Raw genomic sequence first — 21,126 nt, forward strand, 5'->3', positions numbered from 1 at the left:
TCCGGCGGCCACCGACTAGCCTTGGGGGCATGGCGGAATACATTTACAGCATGGTCAAGGCCCGCAAGAAGGTGGGCGACAAGCTGATCCTGGATGACGTGACGATGGCCTTCCTCCCGGGGGCCAAGATCGGCATGGTGGGCCCCAACGGCGCGGGCAAGTCCACGATCCTGAAGATCATGGCGGGACTGGACACGCCCTCGAACGGCGAGGCCCGGCTCGCCCCGGACTACAGCGTCGGCATCCTGATGCAGGAGCCGGCGCTGAACGAGGAGAAGACCGTCCTGGGCAACGTCCAGGAGGGCGTGGGCCAGATCTACGGGAAGATCCAGCGGTACAACGAGATCTCCGAGCAGATGGCGGACCCGGACGCGGACTTCGACGCCCTGATGGAGGAGATGGGCAAGCTCCAGGAGGAGATCGACGCCGCCGACGCGTGGGACATCGACTCCCAGCTCGAGCAGGCCATGGACGCCCTGCGCTGCCCCCCGCCGGAGGCGGACGTCTCCGTGCTCTCCGGTGGTGAGCGCCGCCGCGTGGCCCTGTGCAAGCTGCTGCTGCAGAAGCCCGACCTGCTGCTGCTGGACGAGCCGACCAACCACCTGGACGCCGAGTCCGTGCTGTGGCTCGAGCAGCACCTGGCCGCCTACCACGGCGCCGTCCTGGCGGTCACCCACGACCGGTACTTCCTGGACCACGTGGCCGAGTGGATCTGCGAGGTGGACCGCGGACGCCTGTACCCCTACGAGGGCAACTACTCCACCTACCTGGAGAAGAAGCGCGCCCGCCTGGAGATCCAGGGCAAGAAGGACGCCAAGATGGCCAAGCGGCTGTCCGAGGAGCTCGACTGGGTGCGCTCCAACAGCAAGGGGCGCCAGGCCAAGTCCAAGGCCCGCCTCGCGCGCTACGAGGAGATGGCCACCGAGGCCGAGAAGACCCGCAAGCTGGACCTGGAGGAGCTCCAGATCCCGCCGGGCCCGCGGCTCGGCAACCAGGTCATCGAGGCGAAGAACTTGCAGAAGGGCTTCGGCGACCGCGTGCTGATCGACGGGCTGTCCTTCTCGCTGCCGCCCAACGGCATCGTCGGGATCATCGGGCCCAACGGCGTCGGCAAGACCACCCTGTTCAAGACCATCGTGGGGTACGAGCCCCTCGATGGTGGCGAGCTGAAGATCGGCGACTCGGTCAAGATCTCCTACGTGGACCAGTCCCGCGGCGGGATCGACCCGGAGAAGTCGTTGTGGGAGGTCGTCTCGGACGGCCTGGACTACATCAAGGTCGGGCAGGTCGAGATGCCGTCCCGCGCCTACGTCTCCGCGTTCGGCTTCAAGGGCCCGGACCAGCAGAAGAAGGCCGGCGTCCTCTCCGGTGGCGAGCGCAACCGCCTGAACCTGGCGCTGACCCTCAAGGAGGGCGGCAACCTGCTGCTGCTCGATGAGCCCACCAACGACCTCGACGTCGAGACGCTCACCTCGCTGGAGAACGCGCTGCTCGAGTTCCCCGGCTGCGCCGTGGTCATCTCGCACGACCGGTGGTTCCTGGACCGCGTGGCCACCCACATGCTCGCCTACGAGGGCACGGAGGAGGACCCCGCGAACTGGTACTGGTTCGAGGGCAACTTCGAGTCCTACGAGGCCAACAAGGTCGAGCGGCTCGGCCCGGAGGCGGCACGTCCGCACCGCGTCACCCACCGCAAGCTCACGCGCGACTGACCGCGGCCGACTGCGTCTGACGGCGCTCCCCGAGGACGCCCGGCTCACATGGTGGCGAGCCGGGCGTTCTCCAGCGTGTCCCCGTAGTGGGCACGCACGTCCATCTTGCGCTCCAGGTCGGCGATCACGGCCGGCGCGAAGTCCTCGCCGTAGAGCCGCTGGCAGGAGCCGAGTCCGCCCGGGGAGAACACGTTGATCTCCATCAGCTTGTCGCCCACGATGTCCAGGCCGACCAGGAACATGCCGTCGGCCACCAGCTTGGGCCGGACGACCTCCACCAGGTGCAGCATCTCCTCGGTGAGCGTGACGGCCTCGGCGTCTCCGCCGGCTGACATGTTCGAGCGCACGTCATTGGACTGGTTCCGCCGGCGGAAGGCCGCCGTCTGCCCGTTCACGGTCAGCGGCCGGCCGTTCATCAGCAGGATCCGCACATCCCCGTTCGCCGCCTCCGGCAGGTACTCCTGGGCCACCACATAGCCGTCCCGGCCGATGGCCTCGATGATCTGGGTCAGGTTGGGTGACTCCTTGCGGTCCACCAGGAACACCCCGGACCCGCCGGAGCCCTGCAGCGGCTTGAGGACGGCCCGGCCCCCCATCTCGTCGATGAAGCCGGAGATCATCGCCTCGTCGCGGGAGATCAGGGTCCGTGGCCGCACCGCCTCGGGGAAGTGCTGGAAGTAGGCCTTGGACAGGGCGTTGGCCAGGGTGTGCGGGTCGTTGACCACGAGGACGCCGGTGTTGGCGATCAGCTGGCCGAAGGCCACGGACGCGGTGGGCGCCCAGGGACGGTCGACCGCGTCGTCGGCGGGATCGTTGCGCAGCATCACCACGTCGAAGTCGTTCACGGCGACCTGCTGCTCGGACACGGGCCGCTGGACGTCCTCGAGGTAGCGGTCCAGGGATCGGTAGTTCTTGTCCGCGCCGCCGCGGGCCAGCACGGACAGCGTGCCATCCGGCTCGTAGGCGAAGTCGCCGGTGCCCGTCAGCCAGACCTCGTGGCCCGCCCGGGTGGCGGCCAGGGCCAGGCGGGTGGTGGTGTAGTAGGAGGTCTCGGTCGAGACGTCGTTGACCACGAATCCGATTTTCACACGGTGCTCCGTCCGTCGGGGTGGGGGGCGTTCTGGGGTGGTGTCGCCTTCAGGCGCTGACGAATTCCCGGGGATCGTCCAGGGCGGCCGCTCGACCCAGGCGCGCGGAGGCGTCCTCGTCCGCCAGCCAGCGGGGGGTGAGGCGCGCCGGCTCGAGGACGCCGCGGGCCTGGAGGTCGCTGACGAGGGGCAGGTCCTTGAGGGAGAACTTGCCCAGCAGCAGGGCGTCGAGGGTGCCGCCGTGGCGCAGGTGGTCCAGCAGGTCGAGCATGCCGCGCAGGTAGACGGCGTCCTTGGTCAGTCCGCCGGCCCGGAACGCGCGCATGGTGGTGGTGAAGGCCGAGGACGCCGGGACACCCTCGGCCACGAGCGCCTCGTGGGCGTCGGTGAAGGTGGCCCCGGTGACCATCCGGTGCACCGTCACCACCCGGGACGCCAACTGCCGCAGCCGGAACGCCGTGAGGCCGCCGCTGGCCACCTCGGCCAGGACGGCCAAGCCCTCCTGCGTCTCGTCGTAGCCCGCCAGCCCCGAGCCCAGGACCTTGATGGGCTGGATGGAGCCGTTGACGTGGGTGACCAGGTGGGTGCCCACCTCGTGGTGCAGCAGCGCCTCGGCCCGGACCTTCTGGACCTTGGACCGGGGGCCGATCAGCAGGGAGTCCCCGGAGACCATGACCCCGGAGACGTCATCGCGGATCTCGGCATGGACCTCGATGTCCGGGTCCTGTTCCCGGTAGTGCCCGATCTCCGCCTGGGCCCGGGCGAGGAAGGCCCGCGCGTCCAGGCTGCCGGTCGACGTCGACTCCGTGTCCGTCACCGTCTCCAGGATCTGCTCGGCCGAGCCGCGCAGGCCCGGGGTGATCGCCCCGTACAGCTCGATGCTCAACGGCATGAAGTCCTCGGTGTCCCGGGCCGCCAGCATGTCGATCTGCAGGGACAGCTCGCGGTGCTTGGTGCGCAGCAGCGTCCCCAGGACCGTGTCCTCCACGAGGTGGATCGGGATGTCCTGCAGGGCCTGCTTGAGCACCTCCGGGTCGTCCTCGAGCTCCCGGTAGGCGAACTCGGGCAGCTCCCCGGAGGAGAGGTACTCGCTGCGCGCCTGCTCCACATTCACCGGCGTGACATCCAGGAGGAACCGCAGGGAGCCGGACAGCAGGGCCAGCTCGTGATCGATGGCGCGGTCCCGGGTGGAGAGCCCGGCGATCGGCGGTCCGTCCCCGGCACGGTCACGGCTCCTCGCGCTCATGGTGTGGGCACCTCGACCTCCTCCAGCGCGGCTGTCACGGCGGGCACCGTCCGGGCCAGGGCCGCGGCCAGCTGACCCAGGTGCTCATCGTCCACGGCTCCGGTCCACTCGTCCATGAAGGTCTTCTTGAACTCCAGCGCGAGCACGCAGGCGGTGTCCGGGAACAGCCGGTGGGTCCAGCGGCTCTCATTCTGGCCCCAGAACCTCACGTTCTCGCGGACGTCCAGCCGTTCACCCGTGGCGGGGATGACCTCGGCGGACAGCGACCGGGTGAAGGCCTCGACCACGGGATCCCAGGGCTCGCGGTCGAGTGGTCCGGTGCCGATGTTGACGTCCGGGTTGTCCTCGGCCGGCGCGGGGTCGGCCTCGGGCCCGTCCCGCCGGTGGTTGTAGCTGTGCAGGTCGAACACCACGAAGGGACCGCGCTCGGACATCACGGACAGGCGCCGCTCGAGCTCGGCGTACCAGGCGTCGTGCACCTGCCGGCTGCGCTCGGCGACCTCCTCCGGCAGCCGCCCGCCCGCCCAGACGTCCAGGCCCCAGCTGTCGTCCGGCTCGAGGTACACGGAGGTGTCCCGCGGGCGGTTGAGGTCGACCTCGAAGCGGGACCGGTGCATGACCATCCCGGACGCGAGCCCGGCGCCGAGCCGCTCGGTGTGCGGGTCCTCCTCGCGCCAGCGGGCGGCCTCGTCCAGGATCATCAGGTCCCGGACCTCCGGGCGCAGGTCATGACCGGCATGGACGGCGGTGAAGATGACCCGGCCGTCCCAGGGACCGACCACCGAGAGGAGGCCGTCGCCGGCGTCGTCGTGACCTGCGGCGGGACCGGTGGGCTGGGTGGGATCGTTCATCCCTTCAACGTAGACCACCTGCTCCTGACCGCAAGCGGTGCACAGGGACTACTTGGCCGGCCTCCAGGCAGTCTTCAGGTACAGGTCCTGCACGGCGCCCTTGACCTTGTTCTGGAAATCGTGGGGGACGCGGAGCATGCCCTCCTGTGCCACGGAGGCCACCAGCTCTCCCGTGCGGGAGTAGATCCGACCGTTGCTCAGCCCCCGGGCCCCCTGGGCCGAGGGGCTGGACTGGACGTACAGCAACCACTCGTCCACCCGCGCCGGCCGATGCCACCACATGGCGTGGTCCAGGGAGGCCACGGACATCCCGGGCCGGACCCAGGCGAGCCCGTGGCGGCGCAGGACCGGCTCCAGCAGGGTGTAGTCGGAGGCATAGGCCAGCGCGGCCCGGTGGAGGTTCTCGTCCCCGTCCAGGGTGGAGAACGTCTTCATCCACACCATGTTGGTGGCCACCTGGCGCCGGTCCGGCGCGGTCTCCAGGGGCGGGTCCACATGTCGGATGTCGAACGGACGGGCCCAGGACCACTCCTGGGCCATGGGGTGTCCGAGGTGTCCGAGGCGCTCGGAGGTCCGGGGCAGTGACTCGGGATCCGGCACGCCGGTCGGCATGGGGGACTGGTGGTCGAGCCCCTCCGAGGGTTCCTGGAAGGAGCAGATCAGGGACAGGATGGTCTTGCCCTCCTGCCGTGCCTGGACGCGACGCACGGAGAAGGACCGTCCGTCCCGCAGGTCCTCCACGGCGAACGTGATCGGCACCAGGGCGTCACCGGGCCGGATGAAGTACCCGTGCATGGAGTGGATCAGGCGCCCGGGGTCCACGGTGGACATGGCCGCGATCAGGGACTGCGCCATCACCTGGCCGCCGAACACCCGGCCCCGGGCCTGCGCTGGGGTGGTGCCCGTCAGCAGCCGTTCACCGGTGGCCGGGTCCTCATCCGCCTCGACGAGGGACAGCACGCCCCGCAGGACGTCGGTGGGATCCTCCGGGAATCCGGTGCGGCCCTTGCGGATCTTGCCTGTACCCATGAACGTCCCTCCGCTTCACGCCGACCGCACCGATACCGGCCGGTAACTCTCCGTCAGGAGTCTACTCCGCCGGAGTCCCGGGCGGCCCGGGGACCCGGCGGCTGCCCCGGCGGGTCCCCGGCCGGAGGATCCGGATGGGACAATGGGGATCATGTCACCGAGCCCCTCCGATCCGACCCGATCTGCCGACCCCAGCCCCGCGGCCGCCCCGTCCGTGGTGCTGGAGGACCTCGAGGCGGTCGCGGACCTGGAGCGGTTCGCCACCCGGGCCAAGGCGATGTCGGACACGGGCGTGCGCCTCCAGGTGACCGGTACCGTCCTGGCGTGCTGGGTCTCGGTCATTCAGCCGCGCGGGCTGGGGGACCAGGTGCCCGTGGTGCTGGGGCTGCGGACGGTGCGGCTGCTGGAGGGCCGGCAGGACGGGCTGGACAGCGTCTACGCCCTGTCCTCCGTGCTGGAGCGGCTGGCCCGCATGACCTCCACCGGGTCCGCCTCCCTCACCCTGCCGCCTGTCACCGAGCACGCCCCCTGGACGGCCGTGACGCCGCCTCGCTCCGGATGGGCCCCGGTGGCCACGGTGGAGGACGGCGAGCTGCAGTCCGTGGCCCGGGACGGCATCCGCGAACTCGGCGATGCCCTGCCCCAGGACCCAGGCGCGTCCATGGTGGCCCAGGCCCGGGCCGCCGTGTGGGGACGACTACTCGGGGGCGCCGGCCCCTCCGGCGAGGGCTTCCTGCCCGCCGGGGCGGCCTTCGCCGCCCACGGCCTCGGCTTCCTCACCCCGCAGGGCACGACGGCGGTCCACACCTCCGGCCCGTGGGTGCGCCTGTCCGGGCCGGCCGGCTTTGTGCTCTGCCGGCGTCCGATGATGCTCTGACCGGGCCCTCAGCTGGAGTTGACCATGGAGTGGGCAGCCCGCTCCAGGTAGTCCCACAGGGTGTCCTCCAGCAGCGGGGGCAGCTGCAGGGAGTCCACGGCCGTGCGCATGTGCCGCAGCCAGGTGTCCCGCGCGGCGAAGTCGACAGTGTAGGGCACGTGGCGCATCCGTAGCCGGGGGTGCCCGCGCTGCTCGCTGTAGGTCTTCGGACCACCCCAGTACTGCTCCAGGAACATCCGCAGCCGCTCCTCGGCCGGACCGAGGTCGTCCTCCGGATACATGGCGCGGAACTCGGGATCGCCCGCCACGCCCTCGTAGAACACCCGGGCCAATTTCACGAAGGTCTCGTGCCCGCCGACCTGGTCGTAGAAGGTGGCGTTCTCCGGGTGGGTCGGCTGGGCCGGAGGGGTGGCCTGGGGCGGGGGCCGGTGTCCCGAGGACGCGGTGGGACGGTCCTCCAGGCCGGTCACGCGGCTCGGGGCCTTGCCCTGGCGGGGCTTCAGCACCGCGATGGGGGCGCCCAGGCGGCTGCCGAACTCCGGCAGGTTCCGGTTCCCGGGGCGGCGCACCTGTTGGGGCCGGATGGCCACCGGGAAGGAGACCGAGCGGGCGATGAAGCACTGCTCGTGGGCCGTCGCGTGCAGCGCGTCCGCCGCATCGCGCTGGTCCTCGTCGGCGAGCCAGACCTCCGGGTCCAGTGTGGCGGAGGTGACCCGGCCGCCGTCGTGGTCTAGCGTCAGCACGCACTCGGCGCGCACCGACGCGCCGGTGACCACCACCCCGGCCTGCGTGGCTGCCTGCAGGTAGGACAGCAGGTGGCACTCGGCCAGGGCGGCCAGCAGCAGCTGCTCGGGGTTCCAGCGGGACTCGGCGCCGTGGAAGGCGCGGGCGGCGGAACCGGCGAACTCACCGGGGCCCTCGGCACGTACCACGAGGTCGCGGTCGTAGTCCTTGTACCCGGAGGTCCCGGTGCCCCGGTTTCCGGTCCATTCGGCGTGTAGGGAGAAGGAGTGGTCCACGGACTCCACGGTACCCGCCGGCACGGTGCTGGCCGGACCGGAGCCGTCACCCTAGACTCGGATGACATCGGGAGGTTCCATGCCACACATCCACATCTTGACGGTCTCCGACCGGGCCCACGCGGGTCACGCGCCGGATACCGCCGGGCCCCGAGCCCTCGAGCTCGCGGCCGAGCACCTGCCGGGATGGACGGCGGACGGGGCCATCGTGCCGGATGGCGTCGAGGCGGTGCGGTCCGGGGTCCTCGCGGCGCGGGACCGGGACGCGGACGTGGTGCTGACGCTGGGCGGCACGGGAACGTCCCCGCGGGACCTGACCCCCGAGGCCATGGACGGCCTGATCGGCATGGAGCTTCCGGGCATCGCCGAGCTGCTGCGCCGAGAGGGCACCGCGCAGACGCCGACGGCCGCCCTGGGCCGCGGCCGGGCCGGCGTCGTGGGTCGCCCGGCGTCCGGCGCGGGCAACGGTGCCGGGACCGGCGCGGTGCCCGCCGGCCGGGCGACCGTGGTGGTGAATCTGCCCGGCTCCGTGCGCGCCACGGACCAGGGGATCCCGCTGATCGCCCCGATCCTGGGCCACCTGGTCGAACAACTCGCCGGAGGCGGTGACCATGCACGCCACTGAACTGCACGCCACCGGACGGGGGGGCGGCGCCGTGCTGTCCGGCCTCAGCGACCAGCCGCTGGACGCGATAGCCGTGGAGGAGTCCGTGAGGTCCCCCCGGTGCGGTGCGGCCCTGACGTTCACGGGGGTCGTGCGCAACCATGACCCCGAGGCCACCGGCACGGTGACCTCGCTGGAGTACACCGCCCATCCGGACGCCGGGACCCTCCTCGCCGGGATCGTGCACCGCCACGCCCGGGGCCCCGAGGATCCGGCCGGTGAGGTGCGGGTCGCCGCGGTGCACCGGATCGGAGACCTCGACGTCGGCGACCTGGCCCTCGTGGTCTCGGTCGCCTCCGCGCACCGCGCCGCAGCCTTCGAGGTCTGCCGGGCGGTGGTCGAGAACATCAAGACCGAGGTGCCCATCTGGAAGAAGCAGCGCACGGCGGCCGGGACGTCCCACTGGGTGGGGCTGCCATGACGTCCGTGGGCGTCACCCTGACCACGCGGACCGCCACGGGGGTCGGCGCCGTGCCGGCCGGGGCGGGAGCGGATCCGTCCGACGGCCCCGAGGCGCGCCGGTTCCTGCCCACCCGGGCCGAGCTGGACGCCTCCGGGAGGGGCCGGCACCTGACGGACACCTTCGGCCGGGTCCACCGGGACCTGCGGGTGTCCCTGACGGACAAGTGCTCGCTGCGCTGCACCTATTGCATGCCGGAGGACGCCGGCCCATTCCTGCCCAAGGACGAGCTCCTGTCTGGCGCCGAGATCGAGCGGCTCGTGCGGATCGCGGTGGACCACGGCATCACCGGGGTCCGGCTGACCGGCGGGGAGCCCCTGCTGCGCGCCGACCTGGAGGACATCGTGGCCCGGGTGGCAGCGATCGAGCGGCCCGGCGGCGGCACGCTGCCGGTGGCGATGACCACCAACGGCATCACCCTGGACCGCCGGCTGCCCGCCCTGCAGGCCGCCGGCCTGGCCCGCGTGAACATCTCCCTGGACACGCTCCAGCCGGAGAAGTTCCGGCAGCTGACCCGCCGGGACCGGCACGCGGACGTCCTGGCCGGGATCGCCGCCGCACGGGACTCCGGGCTGCGCCCCCTCAAGCTCAACGCCGTGGCCATGCGCGGGGTGAACGACGACGAGCTGGGGGACCTGGTGGCCTTCGCCGTCTCCCAGGACGCCCAGATGCGGTTCATCGAGCAGATGCCCCTGGACGCCGGCCACACCTGGAAGCGGGACCACCTGGTCTCGGGTGAGGAGATCCTCGAACGTCTCTCCGCGCGCTTCGAGCTGGCGGAGGTGCCGGGCCGCGGCTCCTCGCCGGCGGCTTTGTACACGGTCGACGGCGGCCCCCACACCGTGGGCGTCATCGCCTCGGTCTCGAAGCCCTTCTGCGGCGACTGCGACCGGCTGCGGCTGACCGCCGACGGCCAGATGCGCAATTGCCTCTTCGCCCGCGAGGAGACGGACCTGCGGACCCTGCTCGCCGATTCCGCCACGGACGCTGACCTGGCCGCCGCCATGCGGCTCTCCGTCACCGCGAAGAAGGCCGGCCACGGCATCGACGACCCGGACTTCGTCCAGCCAGGCCGTGGCATGAATGCGATCGGGGGCTGACGACCGGCTCGCTCTGGCCGAAACCACTACCGCCGGGTAACTTCTTCACATGAGGAGAGCACAGACACCCGGGTTCCGTTGGTCCGGGACGCGCGTCCTGATCACCGGCGGCGGCTCCGGCATCGGCCGGCTCATGGCGCTGGAGGCAGCACGGCGCGGAGCCGAGGTCATCGTCTGGGACCTCTCGGAACCGGCAGGCCGGGGCACCGCGGACGCGATCACGGAGCGTGGCGGTACGGCGCGTGCCTACGGGGTGGACGTGACGGACTGGCAGGCCGTCGGCCGGACGGCCGAGGAGACCGGCCCCGTGGATGTGGTCATCAACAACGCCGGGGTGGTCTCCGGTGCCCGGCTGCTGGACATCCCGGCGGAGTCCATCGAACGGACCGTCAACGTGAACATCCTGGCCCTGTACTGGGTCACCCGTGCCTTCCTCGGCGGCATGATAGCGCGCGGACACGGTAGCGTCGTCACCATCGCCAGCGCGGCGGGGCTGACCGGCGTGGCCCGACAGACGGACTACTCGGCCAGCAAGTGGGCCGCGATCGGGTTCACCGAGTCCCTGCGCAACGAGCTGCGTGCCGACGGCCACCCGGTCAACACCCTGGTGGTCTGCCCCTTCTACATCGACACCGGGATGTTCGCCGGCGTGCGGTCCCGGTTCCCGCGACTGCTGCCCATCCTGGATCCGGACGAGGTGACCCTGAAGGTGATCGACGCGATCGAGGCCGGCCGCCGGCAACTCGTCCTGCCGCCCCTGGTCCGGGCCGTGCCGGTCCTGCGTGCCCTGCCGGTCGCCGCCTTCGACCGGATCCTGGACGTCCTGGGCGTGAACCAGACCATGGACCACTTCACCGGGCGGCCCGGCGGCGCTCAGCCGCCGGCGAAGGGCGGCAGCACGTCCACGAGGGAGTCCTCGCCGACCGGGTGATCGTCGTCCGTGGCACGCACGCCGTCCACGAGGAGCGAGCAGCGGGTGATGACCTGCTCCGCGCTCACCCCGTGGCCGGCCACCAGTGCGGCCCGCAGCTCACCGGCGGTCGAGGCCGTCAGCTCCAGCGCGGTGGCGCCCAGGATGTCGGCGGCGCCGGCGAAGAGTCGGACGCGGGTCATGGGCGGTCTCCTTCGACGGGGCGGTCTTCGGAGTGGACTTCAGCATGGCCCTCAGGGCGGTAGCCCAGCGCCAGGTCCTGGACGCGCGCCGAGAGACGGTCCACGAGCCCGGCGATCGCCGCAGGCGACTCCCGGCCCCCGGCCAGGGAGCGACCCACGGCGATGCCGATCAGGTAGGTGGTGGTCGGCGCACCGGGGCGGATGACCCCGCGGGCCACATCCCGGGCCACGTCCAGCAGCGGACCGGGCACGACCACGGACGCCGGCAGGTCCAGGTCCCGGGCCACGGCGTGCAGCCACGAGCCGAGGCCGGGGATGTCAGGCGTGTCAGGGATGTCGGGGACACCGGAATCACCGGGGGCCGCGCCTCCGGGTCGCGCCCGTTCAAGGTCCTCCGGCGTGTCCAGGTCCGCCCAGATCCCCGGCTGATCAGCGGGCTCGGGCACCTGCGTCAGGGACAGTCCGGCAACCCGGTCCCGCACCCGGCCGGATCGGGCCCCCGAACCACGGCGCAGGGCGGCGGTCCGGAACAGGGCGGTGAGGTGCTGCCGGCGGCCGCCGTCATCCACGGCCACGAGGCCGTCCTGCCCCGGGCGCAGTCCGCCGGCCGCCCGCACGAGCCGGGCGACGGCAACCGCCGGGTCGGCCAGGTCGCACGGCAGCACAAGGACGAGTCCGGCCGTGACCTGCTCCAACGCCGCGTCCAGGGCCGGGACCGGCCCGGAACGCGGCGGGTCCTCGCGCACGAAGACCACGTCCGCGGCGGACGAGGGGGCACGCTGCGAGGCGGCGCCGGGGTCGTCGCCGGCCACCACCAGCTCGGTGGCGCCGGCGGAGCGCACGGCGGCCAGGGTCCGGCCCAGGAGGGTCTGGCCGTCCGACAGCACCAGGGAGGCCTTGTCCCGGCCCATCCGGCTCGAGGCGCCGCCGGCCAGGATGATGGCGGCGAGCGACTCAGCCATGGTCTCGCGCGCCCTCGAGGTCTGCTGCGCCCTCCCGGCGCCAGGTCCCGGAGCGTCCGCCGGTCTTCACCAGCAGTCGCACCCCGGTGAGCTCCACGGAGCGGTCCAGGCCCTTGACCATGTCCACCAGGGCCAGCCCCGCCACGGAGGCCGCGGTCATGGCCTCCATCTCCACCCCGGTGCGGTCCGCCGTGCGGGTGGTGGCCACGATGCGGATGCGGTCCCCGGCGACCTCGAAGTCCACCGTGGCGCCGTGCACGCCGATCACGTGCGCCAGCGGCAGCAACTCCGCACAGCGCTTGGCCGCCTGGATGCCGGCGATCCGGGCCACGGCCCAGACATCGCCCTTGGGCACGGTCCCACCGGTCAGCGCGTCCAGCACCGGCGGGGCCACGAGGACGGTGGCCTCGGCCGTGGCGCTGCGGATCGTCGGGGACTTCGCGGTGACGTCCACCATCCGCGCGGATCCGTCTCCGGCCAGGTGGGTGAATCCGTCGCCGCTGCTCGTCGTGCTCTCAGTGCTCATCAGGCCTCCAGGGGTCGGTAGTGGACGGTGTCCCCGGGGGACACCTCGTCGGTGTGCGCGGGGACGCGGACCAGGCCGGTGGCCCGCGCCAGGCGACCGGCCAGGTGCGAGCCGGAGCCCCGCTCGGTGGCCTGGGCCACGCGCAGCGGCTCGCCGGGCCCGGAGACCACGCGGGCCGGGACATACTGTTCGCGGCGGGGCGGGGAGCGCCAGCCCTCCACCGTGGTGGCCGGGTACCACCTCGGCGTGGTGGCGGCGCGGCCCTGCATGCCGAGCAGCCCCGCCTCCACGAAGACCAGGTAGGACACCCAGGCGCTCACCGGGTTGCCCGGCAGGGACCACACGGGCCGGCCATCGGGCAGCAGCCCGAAGCCCTGCGGCTTGCCGGGCTGGACCGAGACCCGCTCGAAGCGGACGGCCGGTTCCAGCGGGACTCCGCGGCCGGCGTCGTGCTCCGCGGCCGCACCGGTCCCGTCCGCTGCCTCCAGGGGCACGCCTCCGCCGGACTCCGGGGCCAGCACCAGGCGGGCCACGTCATGGGCGCCCACGCTGGCGCCGCCCGTGAGGATCACGGCGTCCGAGCTGTCCGCGGTCCGGGCCAGCACGGCCCGGAGCTCGGCCGGATCGTCCGAGACACGGGTCCGGTGGACCACCTCGCCGCCGGAGGCGCGCACGAGGGCCGCGAGCATCAGGCTGTTGGAGTCCGGGATCTGGCCGCGCCTCACGGGCTGGCCCGGGGCCACCAGCTCGGAGCCGGTGGCCACCACCACCACGCGCGGCACGCGCCGGGTGGAGACCCGCGAGATCCCGGCCGCCGCCAGGGCCGCCAGTCGCTGGGGCGCCAACGGCTGGCCGGCGGTGGCGACGACCTGGCCGGCGCGGACGTCCTCGCCGCGTCGGCGGATGTGGCTGCCCGGCCTGGCCGGGGACACCAGTCCCACGGACGCGGGGGTGGCGGTTCCGGCCGTCGGGGCGGACGGGTCCCAGCCCGCGGTGTCCTCCACGGGCACGACGGCGTCCGCGTCGCCGGGCAGGGGCGCCCCGGTCATGATGGCGGCGGCCTGGCCCGGGGCGAGCGCGGGGTCGGCCCCGGTGCCGGCCGGCAGTTCCCCCACGACGGCGAGCCGGACGGGGGACGGCGCCGTGGCGTCCCGGGTGTCCGCCGAGCGGACCGCGTAGCCGTCCATGGCGGAGTTGTCCCACGGGGGCAGGTCCAGGGTCGCGACCGCGTCGGCGGCGAGGGTGCGGCCGTGGGCCTCGGCCAGGGGCAGGTCCTCGGCGGGCAGGAGCGGGACCAGCCCGAGGACGCGCCGGCGGTGCTCCTCCACGCTGCGGTAACGGAACTCAGCCACGGTGCGCTCCGGCGGCGGGGGCGCCCGGGGCGGCGCGCGGGGTGGGCAGCGTGGTGGGCAGGCCGCCGTCCAGATAGCCGGCCACCGGCCAGCCCAGCTCCGCGAGGTGTCGGGCAGCGGTGAGGCTGCGGGGCCCGGAGGCGCAGAAGGGCAGCAGCCGGGCGCCGGAGGACCGCACGGCCGCCAGGGGGTGGTCCGCGGGCAGCGGGACGGACGGGCCGGTCCGCAGGCGCAGCAGCTGGTCCAGCGGCAGTCGCAGGGTTCCCGCCGGGCCGGGACGCTCCCGGGACTCCTCGGGCCGTCGGACATCGAGCCAGGCCGCCTGGGGATCCACCTGCCCGGGGCCGATCGGAGCGGGACCGCCGCCCGGCCGGGGGAGGCGAGCGGCCGACGTCGTGCCCTGGTCCGTCCCGAGGGGCCGGGCGGACCCGGCGGTCACGGCGGACGGGGCAGCGAGGGGGATCTCGGTGGTGGTGCCGGCGAGCCCGTCGATCAGCAGCAGGCGGCCCAGCAGCGGGGTCCCGGTCCCCAGGATGAGCTTGACGGCCTCGAGGGCCATGAAGGACCCGGTGATCCCGACGACGGCCCCCAGCACCCCGGCCTCGGCGCAACCGGGTGCGGCGTGGGTCGTGGCGCTGTCCTCGAAGAGGTCGGTGAGCACCGTGGCGGGCAGTCCCGAGGTCTCCGGTGGGGCGGACCAGAAGACCGTGACCTGGGCGTTCCACTGCATGAGCGCGCCATAGACCACGGGCAGGCCGAGGGCGGTGGCGGCGCGGTGGACGATGAACCGGGTGGTGAATGAGTCGCTTCCGTCCAGGATGACGTCCGCGCCGGCGAGCAGCTCGTGGGCATTGGCATCGCCCAGGCGCACGGGATGCGGGACCACCGTGGTCTCGGGGGAGAGTCGTTGGGCGGCGGCCACCGCGCCGTCGGTCTTGAGCCGGCCCAGGGTGTCCACCCCGTGCAGCGTCTGGCGGTTGAGGTTGCTCAGCTCCACCGTGTCGTCGTCGATGACGTGCACCGTGCCGATCCCGGCCGCGGCCAGGTACTGGATCACGGGGGAGCCGAGGCCACCGGCTCCCACCACGGCCACGGTGGCCCGGGCGAGCAGCTCCTGGCCGGAGTCGCCGATCTGGGGCAGGGTCCGCTGGCGCACAGTGCGGTCGGCGGCCAGTCGAGGGGTGGACATGGTTCCAGCCTAGTCGGGGATGGGACGCGGGCGGCGTGGTGGGGGTGGCCGGGATGCGGGAGTCGGCCCGAGCGGCGATGATGGATCCATGAGCAGGAGCGAATCGCGGGTCCGCGTGGTCCGGGTCAGGGGCGGGGACCGTGAGGCGCGGGCGGACGTGCTCGCCGCCGAGGAACCGCTGGAGATCCGGGTCAACGGGCGCCGGCTGGCCGTGACCATGCGCACCCCCACGGAGGACTTCTCCCTGGCCGTCGGCTTCCTGCTCAGCGAGGGCCTGATCGGCGCCGCGGACGAGGTGCACTCGGTGCGGTACTGCGGGCGGGACTTCGGCCCCGGCGCCGAGGAGACGGACAACACCGTGGACGTGGTGCTGCGCCCGGGGGTGGCCGCCCCGGCCCCGGAGATGGAGCGCCAGGTGCTCATGACGAGTGCGTGCGGGCTGTGCGGGCGCACCAGCATCGAGACCGTGCGCACCCAGTCCCGATTCCCGGTGGACGCCGACCCGCTGCGCGTCACGGAGTCCTTCGTGCTGTCCATGCCCGAGACCCTGCGGGAGCGCCAGAAGGTCTTCGACCGCACCGGCGGGCTGCACGCGGCCGGGCTGTTCGACACGGTGAGCGGGGAGCTGGTGGCGGTGCGGGAGGACGTGGGCCGCCACAACGCCGTGGACAAGGTCCTGGGCTGGGCCCTGCTGCAGGGCATGCTGCCCCTGGCCGGGCACGCCCTGATGGTCTCCGGCCGGGCCAGCTTCGAGCTGACCCAGAAGGCGATGATGGCGGGGGTGCCGATGCTGGCCTCGGTCTCCGCGCCGTCGTCGCTGGCGGTGGACCTCGCCCGGGACGCGGGCATGACGCTGGCGGGCTTCGTCCGCGGCGACCGGTTCGTCATCTACGCCGGCGAGCACCGCATCCTCTCCGACTCCTCCTCGACACACAGGTCGTAGGCACACAGTGACCTGACCCCGGGACTGGGGTGGGGGTCAGGTCACTGTGTGCCTGGGGGAGGGACGAGGGGTGCGGCTACCGGGAGGCGTCGGCCTTCCGGGCCGCGAGGGCGCGGACCATCTCGTCGCGGGACTCGGCCACGGTACGGGACAGGGCCGGCTGCTGCGCGCGGCTGCGCTCGACCAGGGCGTCGGCCGCCTCGATCGTCGCGGCGGACACCTGGGCACCCGGGAACAGCCCGATCGCGGCGGACTCCGCCATCTCGTGCGAGCGCGAGGCCCACAGCTGCTCGACGCCGGCGAAGTACTTGTCGGCGAACGGGGCCAGCAGCGCCGGATCGTGCACGCGGTTGAAGCCGAGCAGCACGTTGCGCTGGGTCATGTTGGACAGCGAGCCGGACACCACCTGGTCCCAGGCGGTCCGCTTGGCCTCGGCGGTGGCGACGGCGGCCCGGGCCTGGGATGCGGCCAGCGCACCGGTGGCGGTGGCGTCGGCCGCCTCGGCCGCGGCAATCTCGGCCTCGGACGCGCGGCCGCCGGCCACCAGCCCGGTGAGCATCTCCCACTTCAGGTCCGTGTTCAGGTCCAGGCCGTCGAGCACCTCGGTGCCGGCGTGCAGTCCGGCCAGGGTGTCCAGCTGCCCGGCGGTGCGGGCGTGCAGGGCGAAGGCCTTGACGAACTGCAGCTGGTTGTCCGAGCCGGACTCGGCGGCGCGGGCCAGTTCCAGCAGCCTCTCCGCGGCCTCTTCGCGCAGCCCGGCGGCGTGCTCCGGGGCGGCGTACTGGGACAGGGTGGTCGTCAGCTGGCGCAGCAGGGTCTGCACCACGGAGGAGTCGCGCTCGTGGCCGATGTTCGCCAGCAGCAGGTCCACGAACCAGCCGGCGGTGGCCTCGGCGTCCCGCACGGTGTCCCAGGCGGCACCCCACAGCAGGGTGCGGGGCAGGGACTCGGCCACGTCCTTCAGGTGGGTGGCCACGTAGGACCAGGAGGCCGCGTCGAGCCGGATCTTGGCGTAGGCCAGGTCATCGTCGTTCGGCAGGATGACATCGGGGCGCGGTCTCCCCACCGCCTCGGTCACCTCGGTCACCTCACCGGCCACGTCCAGCTCGAAGCGGTCGGTGCGCACCAGCTTGCCCGACGGGTCGGCGGAGTAGAAGCCCACTGCCATGCGGTGCGGGCGCAGGATGCCGTCCCCGGGCTGTGCCTCTGCCGGCGCGGACTGGCGTAGGCGCAGGGAGGTGACGGCGCCGTCGTCGGCCTCCTCGCCGTCCACCTCCACGGCGATGGTGTTCACGCCCGAGGTCTCCAGCCACAGCCGGGTCCATTCGGACAGGTCGCGTCCGGAGGAGGCCTCCAGCTGGCGCATCAGGTCCGGCAGCTCGGTGTTGGACCAGGCGTGCCGGTCGAAGTAGGCCCGCACCCCGGCCATGAAGTTCTCCTGGCCCACCCAGGCCACCAGCTGGCGCAGCACGGAGGCGCCCTTGGCGTAGGTGATGCCGTCGAAGTTCACCAGCACGTCGTCCAGGTCCCGGATCTCGGCCTTGATGGGGTGCGTGGTGGAGAGCTGGTCCTGCCGGTAGGCCCAGTTCTTCTCCATCGAGGAGAACGTGGTCCAGGCCCCCGTGTACCGGGTGTTCTCGGCGGCGGAGAGCGTGGACATGAACTCGGCGAAGGACTCGTTGAGCCACAGGTCGTTCCACCACTTCATGGTCACCAGGTCGCCGAACCACATGTGGGCCAGCTCGTGCAGGATGGTGATGGCGCGGCGCTCGACCATGGCCTCGGGCACGGTGGAGCGGAAGACGTAGCTCTCCAGGAAGGTCACGGCGCCGGCGTTCTCCATGGCCCCGGCGTTGAACTCCGGGACGAAGAGCTGGTCGTACTTGGCGAAGGGGTACGGGGTGCCGAACTGGGCCTCGTAGAACTCGAAGCCCTGGCGGGTCAGCTCGAAGATGTTCTCGGCGTCCAGGTACTCGAACAGGGAGGCGCGGCAGTAGGCGCCCAGCGGGATCGTCCGGCCGTCGGAGCTGGTCAGCTCGGAGTGGGTGGACTTGTATGGTCCGGCGATCAGCGCGGTGATGTAGGAGGAGATGACCGGGGTCGGCTCGAAGACCCAGGTGGACGTGCCGGCCTGGGCGGCGGGCACCGGCTGCGGCGTGGGGGAGTTGGAGACCACGGCCCAGTGGTCCGGGGCCGTCACGGTGAAGGCGAAGGCGGCCTTGAGGTCCGGCTGCTCGAACACGGCGAACATGCGGCGGGAGTCCGGGACCTCGAACTGCGAGTACAGGTAGGTCTCGCCGTCCACGGGGTCCACGAAGCGGTGCAGGCCCTCGCCGGTGTTCATGTAGTCGGCTGCACCGTCCACCACGAGGACGTTCTCGGCGGCCAGGGGGCCGATCGCGATCCGCGTGCCGTCGAAGGCCCCGGTATCCAGCACCTCGCCGTTGAGGGTCACGGACGGGGCCTGGGTGGAGACGAAGTCGATGAAGGTTGCGGTCCCGACCGATTCGGGGCTCGCGGAGAAGGTGACCGTGGTGGCCGAGCGGAAGGTCTCGCCCCCGCCGGTCAGGTCCAGGGTGACCTCGTAGGAGCGGACGGACAGGGCCGCGGCGCGCGCGGCGGCCTCGGTACGGGTGATGTTCAGAGTGGGCACGGGGCCTCCGGTTGTGAAACGAATGCTGGATAACTGGTCCAGGGGATATTGTGCCACCGGCCACACCGTCTCCGGTAGTGCGCGGCACCCGCCGGTAGGCTGGACGCTGGTCCCGACCGTAGCCCACCGGGTCCCACCGGGCCGACCGACCCTGAACCAACGCCGCCGACACCAGGAGCAGAACCATGCGCGTGCACATCGCCACCGACCACGCCGGCCTCGAGCTGAGCGCCCACCTGATCGAGCACCTGGGCGCGGCCGGATACGAGATGGTGGACCACGGCCCGCAGTCCTACGACGCGCAGGACGACTACCCGGCCTTCTGCATCAACGCCGCCGCGGCCGTGGTGGTGGACCAGCAGTCCGGCGTGGACGCACTCGGGATCGTGCTCGGCGGCTCCGGCAACGGCGAGCAGATCGCCGCCAACAAGGTGCGCGGCATCCGCGCCGCCCTGGCCTGGAACCTGGACACCGCCCGGCTGGCGCGCGAGCACAACGACGCCAACGTCATCGCCGTCGGCGGCCGGCAGCACTCCCTGACCGAGGCCACCGAGATCATCGAGGCCTTCCTGGCCACCCCGTTCTCCGGCGAGGAGCGCCACGTGCGGCGCATCGGCAAGATCGCCCACTTCGAGCAGACCCGCGAAGTCCTCGACTGAGCGGGACGGCACGGGAGCGCACTGAAATGCCTGAGGGCCATTCGATCCACCGCCTCGCCCGCCAGTTCACCGACGTCTTCGCCGGCCAGCGGCTGCGCGTGAGCTCCCCGCAGGGCCGCTTCGAGGCGGGGGCGCGGCTGCTGGACAGCCAGGTGCTCCGCGGCGCCCGAGCGCACGGCAAGCACCTCTTCCTCGACTTCGGCGACCCTGGGGCGACCGACGGGGACGCCCGGCGGGTGCTGCGCGTCCACCTCGGCCTGTACGGCGCCTTCAGCTTCGGCGGGGACGAGACCTTCCGCGGGGCCTCCAGCATCGGCGCGCCCCGGCGGATGGGGGAGACGGACACCTTCGAGGCGCCTCCGGACGCCCCTGAGCACGACGACGGCCCGGCCCTCGCGTACGCCGGCCCGCCGGAACCGGTGGGACAGGTGCGCGTTCGATTGGTCTCCGACCACGGCTGGGCGGACCTGCGCGGCCCGAGCGCCTGCGAGGTGATCACGCCCGCGGAGGCGGCCGCCGTCGTCGACCGCCTCGGACCGGACCCCCTCGGGCCCGAGCCCGGGCCGGAGCGGTTCCTCGAGCGGGTGTCCGGCCGGGGCGTGGCGCTCGGGCAGTTGTTGATGGACCAGGCCGTGCTGGCCGGCGCCGGGAACATCTACCGGGCCGAGTCCCTGTTCCGGCAGGGCCTGGATCCGTGGCTGCCGGGCAAGCGTCTCGGCCGGCCGGCCGGTGCGGCCCTGTGGGAGGACCTTGTGGAGTTGATGCAGGACGGCGTGCGGCGGGGCCGGATCATCACCACCCGTCCCGAGCATCGCGGCGCCCTGACCGAGGAGGGCGAACCCGCCCCGCTGTGGCCGGACAACGCCTACTACGTGTACCAGCGGGACGGCCTGGACTGCCGCGTGTGCGGGGCCGAGGTACGCCGGGCCACGATGCAGGGGCGCTCGCTGTTCTGGTGCCCCCGGTGCCAGTCGTGAGGCCGACCGCCTGAGACCGTGCCGAGCGACGCCTCAGTCCGGTGGTGCGTGACGGGCCGCGATGTCCTCGGCGCGGTCCCGGATCCGCCGTCGCAGCTCCTCCGGTGAGAGCACCTCGAGGCCCGGGACCTGAAGGAGCTGGGCGAGGGCGATGTCCGGGTCCTCCATGGGCAGGATCACCTCGAGGCGGTCACCGGCCGGGACCGCGTGGTCCAGGGCGTCCGCCGTGGTCGGCCCGGGGACCTCGGCACGCAGCCGGCCCGCGGCCGCGGAGGGCAGGGTCAGGCGCACCTCGACCCGGTAGACCGAGGCCTCGAACGCCGCGCGGCTCTGCTGCCAGTACTCGGCGAGGGAGAAACCGTTCGGCCGCCACGACTGCTCCTCGTGGATCCGGGCCGAGAGGATGCGCGAGAGCCGGTACGTCCTGGGCCGGCGCCGGTGTGCGGCCACGAGGTACCAGAGGTCCGTCTTGAGGACGAGGCCGAGGGGATCCACCACTCGGAACCTGCCGGGCTCGCCGTAGCCGATGGTCAGCCGCCGTCCGGTCCAGACGGCCCGCGAGACGGTGGCCAGGGCCGGGGGATCCTCCCGGGGGGGCGAACCACCGCCCATGGTCCGCCAAGAACCGCTCCGCCGACCGCTCCACGGCCTCCCCGATGACCAGGGACTGCAGCTCGAAGCTGGTCATGCCGGTCACGGGGGAGGA

Annotated in this window: 21 protein-coding genes and 1 pseudogene; 9 read left to right on the plus strand and 13 right to left on the minus strand. The window is 72.6% G+C overall.

Features of this window, described 5'->3' with window-relative positions:
- The first annotated feature begins 29 nt into the window (after positions 1 to 29).
- Positions 30 to 1,712, plus strand: coding sequence for an energy-dependent translational throttle protein EttA (ettA, locus tag RE421_RS09700; protein ID WP_309809187.1), 1,683 nt, complete (start codon positions 30 to 32; stop codon positions 1,710 to 1,712).
- 44 nt (positions 1,713 to 1,756) lie between these two features.
- Here ettA and RE421_RS09705 read toward each other — a convergent pair whose 3' ends face one another.
- The 4 genes from RE421_RS09705 to RE421_RS09720 are packed head-to-tail and all read right to left on the minus strand — an operon-like array spanning position 1,757 to position 5,926.
- Complete coding sequence (locus RE421_RS09705) at positions 1,757 to 2,800, minus strand: glutathione synthetase (protein ID WP_309809189.1); 1,044 nt, start codon at positions 2,798 to 2,800, stop codon at positions 1,757 to 1,759.
- A gap of 49 nt (positions 2,801 to 2,849) precedes the next feature.
- A complete protein-coding gene (locus tag RE421_RS09710) occupies positions 2,850 to 4,046 on the minus strand; it encodes a tyrosine/phenylalanine carboxypeptidase domain-containing protein (RefSeq protein ID WP_309809191.1) in 1,197 nt (398 codons plus the stop codon).
- Positions 4,043 to 4,897: an N-formylglutamate amidohydrolase gene (locus tag RE421_RS09715; RefSeq protein WP_309809193.1), complete on the minus strand. Its 855-nt coding sequence runs from the start codon at positions 4,895 to 4,897 to the stop codon at positions 4,043 to 4,045. The genes RE421_RS09710 and RE421_RS09715 overlap by 4 nt, the downstream gene beginning before the upstream one ends.
- Positions 4,898 to 4,945: 48 nt before the next feature.
- Complete coding sequence (locus RE421_RS09720; RefSeq protein WP_309809195.1) at positions 4,946 to 5,926, minus strand: acyl-CoA thioesterase II; 981 nt, start codon at positions 5,924 to 5,926, stop codon at positions 4,946 to 4,948.
- Between the two features lie 151 nt (positions 5,927 to 6,077).
- Between RE421_RS09720 and RE421_RS09725 the strand changes: the two genes are divergently transcribed.
- The gene (locus RE421_RS09725) at positions 6,078 to 6,803 is read left to right on the plus strand and encodes a hypothetical protein (RefSeq protein WP_309809196.1); all 726 of its coding nucleotides are present in this window, start codon (positions 6,078 to 6,080) and stop codon (positions 6,801 to 6,803) included.
- Positions 6,804 to 6,811: 8 nt separating this feature from the next.
- Here the strand turns inward: RE421_RS09725 and RE421_RS09730 are convergent, their stop codons facing one another.
- The gene (locus RE421_RS09730; protein WP_309817265.1) at positions 6,812 to 7,264 is read right to left on the minus strand and encodes a globin; all 453 of its coding nucleotides are present in this window, start codon (positions 7,262 to 7,264) and stop codon (positions 6,812 to 6,814) included.
- A gap of 132 nt (positions 7,265 to 7,396) precedes the next feature.
- Positions 7,397 to 7,846, minus strand: a pseudogene (locus RE421_RS09735) (OsmC family protein); the annotation flags it as partial.
- A gap of 55 nt (positions 7,847 to 7,901) precedes the next feature.
- Here RE421_RS09735 and RE421_RS09740 point away from each other — a divergent pair.
- The 4 genes from RE421_RS09740 to RE421_RS09755 are packed head-to-tail and all read left to right on the plus strand — an operon-like array spanning position 7,902 to position 10,977.
- Entirely contained in the window at positions 7,902 to 8,447 is a 546-nt protein-coding gene (locus RE421_RS09740) for a MogA/MoaB family molybdenum cofactor biosynthesis protein (protein ID WP_309809198.1), read from the plus strand.
- Positions 8,434 to 8,907 carry a molybdenum cofactor biosynthesis protein MoaE gene (locus RE421_RS09745; protein WP_309809200.1) on the plus strand — a complete coding sequence of 158 codons (474 nt, stop codon included), beginning with the start codon at positions 8,434 to 8,436 and terminating at the stop codon, positions 8,905 to 8,907. Before RE421_RS09740 ends, RE421_RS09745 begins: the two co-directional genes overlap by 14 nt.
- A complete protein-coding gene (gene moaA / locus RE421_RS09750) occupies positions 8,904 to 10,046 on the plus strand; it encodes a GTP 3',8-cyclase MoaA (protein WP_309809202.1) in 1,143 nt (380 codons plus the stop codon). The genes RE421_RS09745 and moaA overlap by 4 nt, the downstream gene beginning before the upstream one ends.
- Positions 10,047 to 10,095: 49 nt before the next feature.
- Positions 10,096 to 10,977 carry an SDR family oxidoreductase gene (locus RE421_RS09755; protein ID WP_309809204.1) on the plus strand — a complete coding sequence of 294 codons (882 nt, stop codon included), beginning with the start codon at positions 10,096 to 10,098 and terminating at the stop codon, positions 10,975 to 10,977.
- Here the strand turns inward: RE421_RS09755 and RE421_RS09760 are convergent.
- Genes RE421_RS09760 through RE421_RS09780 form a run of 5 tightly spaced genes read right to left on the minus strand, consistent with a single transcriptional unit; the run spans position 10,920 to position 15,188 of the window.
- A complete protein-coding gene (locus RE421_RS09760) occupies positions 10,920 to 11,159 on the minus strand; it encodes a MoaD/ThiS family protein (RefSeq protein WP_309809205.1) in 240 nt (79 codons plus the stop codon). The genes RE421_RS09755 and RE421_RS09760 overlap by 58 nt on opposite strands.
- The gene (locus RE421_RS09765) at positions 11,156 to 12,121 is read right to left on the minus strand and encodes an NTP transferase domain-containing protein (protein ID WP_309809207.1); all 966 of its coding nucleotides are present in this window, start codon (positions 12,119 to 12,121) and stop codon (positions 11,156 to 11,158) included. The genes RE421_RS09760 and RE421_RS09765 overlap by 4 nt, the downstream gene beginning before the upstream one ends.
- A complete protein-coding gene (moaC, locus tag RE421_RS09770; protein ID WP_309809210.1) occupies positions 12,114 to 12,647 on the minus strand; it encodes a cyclic pyranopterin monophosphate synthase MoaC in 534 nt (177 codons plus the stop codon). Before moaC ends, RE421_RS09765 begins: the two co-directional genes overlap by 8 nt.
- A complete protein-coding gene (glp, locus tag RE421_RS09775) occupies positions 12,647 to 13,999 on the minus strand; it encodes a gephyrin-like molybdotransferase Glp (RefSeq protein ID WP_309809212.1) in 1,353 nt (450 codons plus the stop codon). Before glp ends, moaC begins: the two co-directional genes overlap by 1 nt.
- Positions 13,992 to 15,188: a ThiF family adenylyltransferase gene (locus tag RE421_RS09780; protein WP_309809214.1), complete on the minus strand. Its 1,197-nt coding sequence runs from the start codon at positions 15,186 to 15,188 to the stop codon at positions 13,992 to 13,994. The genes glp and RE421_RS09780 overlap by 8 nt, the downstream gene beginning before the upstream one ends.
- Positions 15,189 to 15,276: 88 nt before the next feature.
- Between RE421_RS09780 and fdhD the strand changes: the two genes are divergently transcribed.
- Complete coding sequence (gene fdhD / locus RE421_RS09785) at positions 15,277 to 16,131, plus strand: formate dehydrogenase accessory sulfurtransferase FdhD (RefSeq protein WP_309809216.1); 855 nt, start codon at positions 15,277 to 15,279, stop codon at positions 16,129 to 16,131.
- A gap of 76 nt (positions 16,132 to 16,207) precedes the next feature.
- On the opposite strand, the gene pepN is transcribed toward fdhD, so the two are convergent.
- A complete protein-coding gene (pepN, locus tag RE421_RS09790; protein ID WP_309809218.1) occupies positions 16,208 to 18,784 on the minus strand; it encodes an aminopeptidase N in 2,577 nt (858 codons plus the stop codon).
- A gap of 185 nt (positions 18,785 to 18,969) precedes the next feature.
- On the opposite strand from pepN, the gene RE421_RS09795 reads away from it, so the two are divergent.
- Positions 18,970 to 19,443: a ribose-5-phosphate isomerase gene (locus RE421_RS09795; RefSeq protein WP_309809220.1), complete on the plus strand. Its 474-nt coding sequence runs from the start codon at positions 18,970 to 18,972 to the stop codon at positions 19,441 to 19,443.
- Positions 19,444 to 19,469: 26 nt separating this feature from the next.
- Positions 19,470 to 20,420, plus strand: coding sequence for a DNA-formamidopyrimidine glycosylase family protein (locus RE421_RS09800; RefSeq protein WP_309809222.1), 951 nt, complete (start codon positions 19,470 to 19,472; stop codon positions 20,418 to 20,420).
- 33 nt (positions 20,421 to 20,453) lie between these two features.
- Here the strand turns inward: RE421_RS09800 and RE421_RS09805 are convergent, their stop codons facing one another.
- Positions 20,454 to 21,032, minus strand: a complete 579-nt coding sequence (locus RE421_RS09805) for a WYL domain-containing protein (RefSeq protein ID WP_309809225.1) — start codon at positions 21,030 to 21,032, stop codon at positions 20,454 to 20,456.
- Positions 21,033 to 21,126: the final 94 nt, after the last annotated feature.

It is taken from the genome of Citricoccus sp. I39-566 (assembly GCF_031432995.1).
Taxonomy (GTDB): Bacteria; Actinomycetota; Actinomycetes; order Actinomycetales; family Micrococcaceae; genus Citricoccus; species Citricoccus nitrophenolicus_A.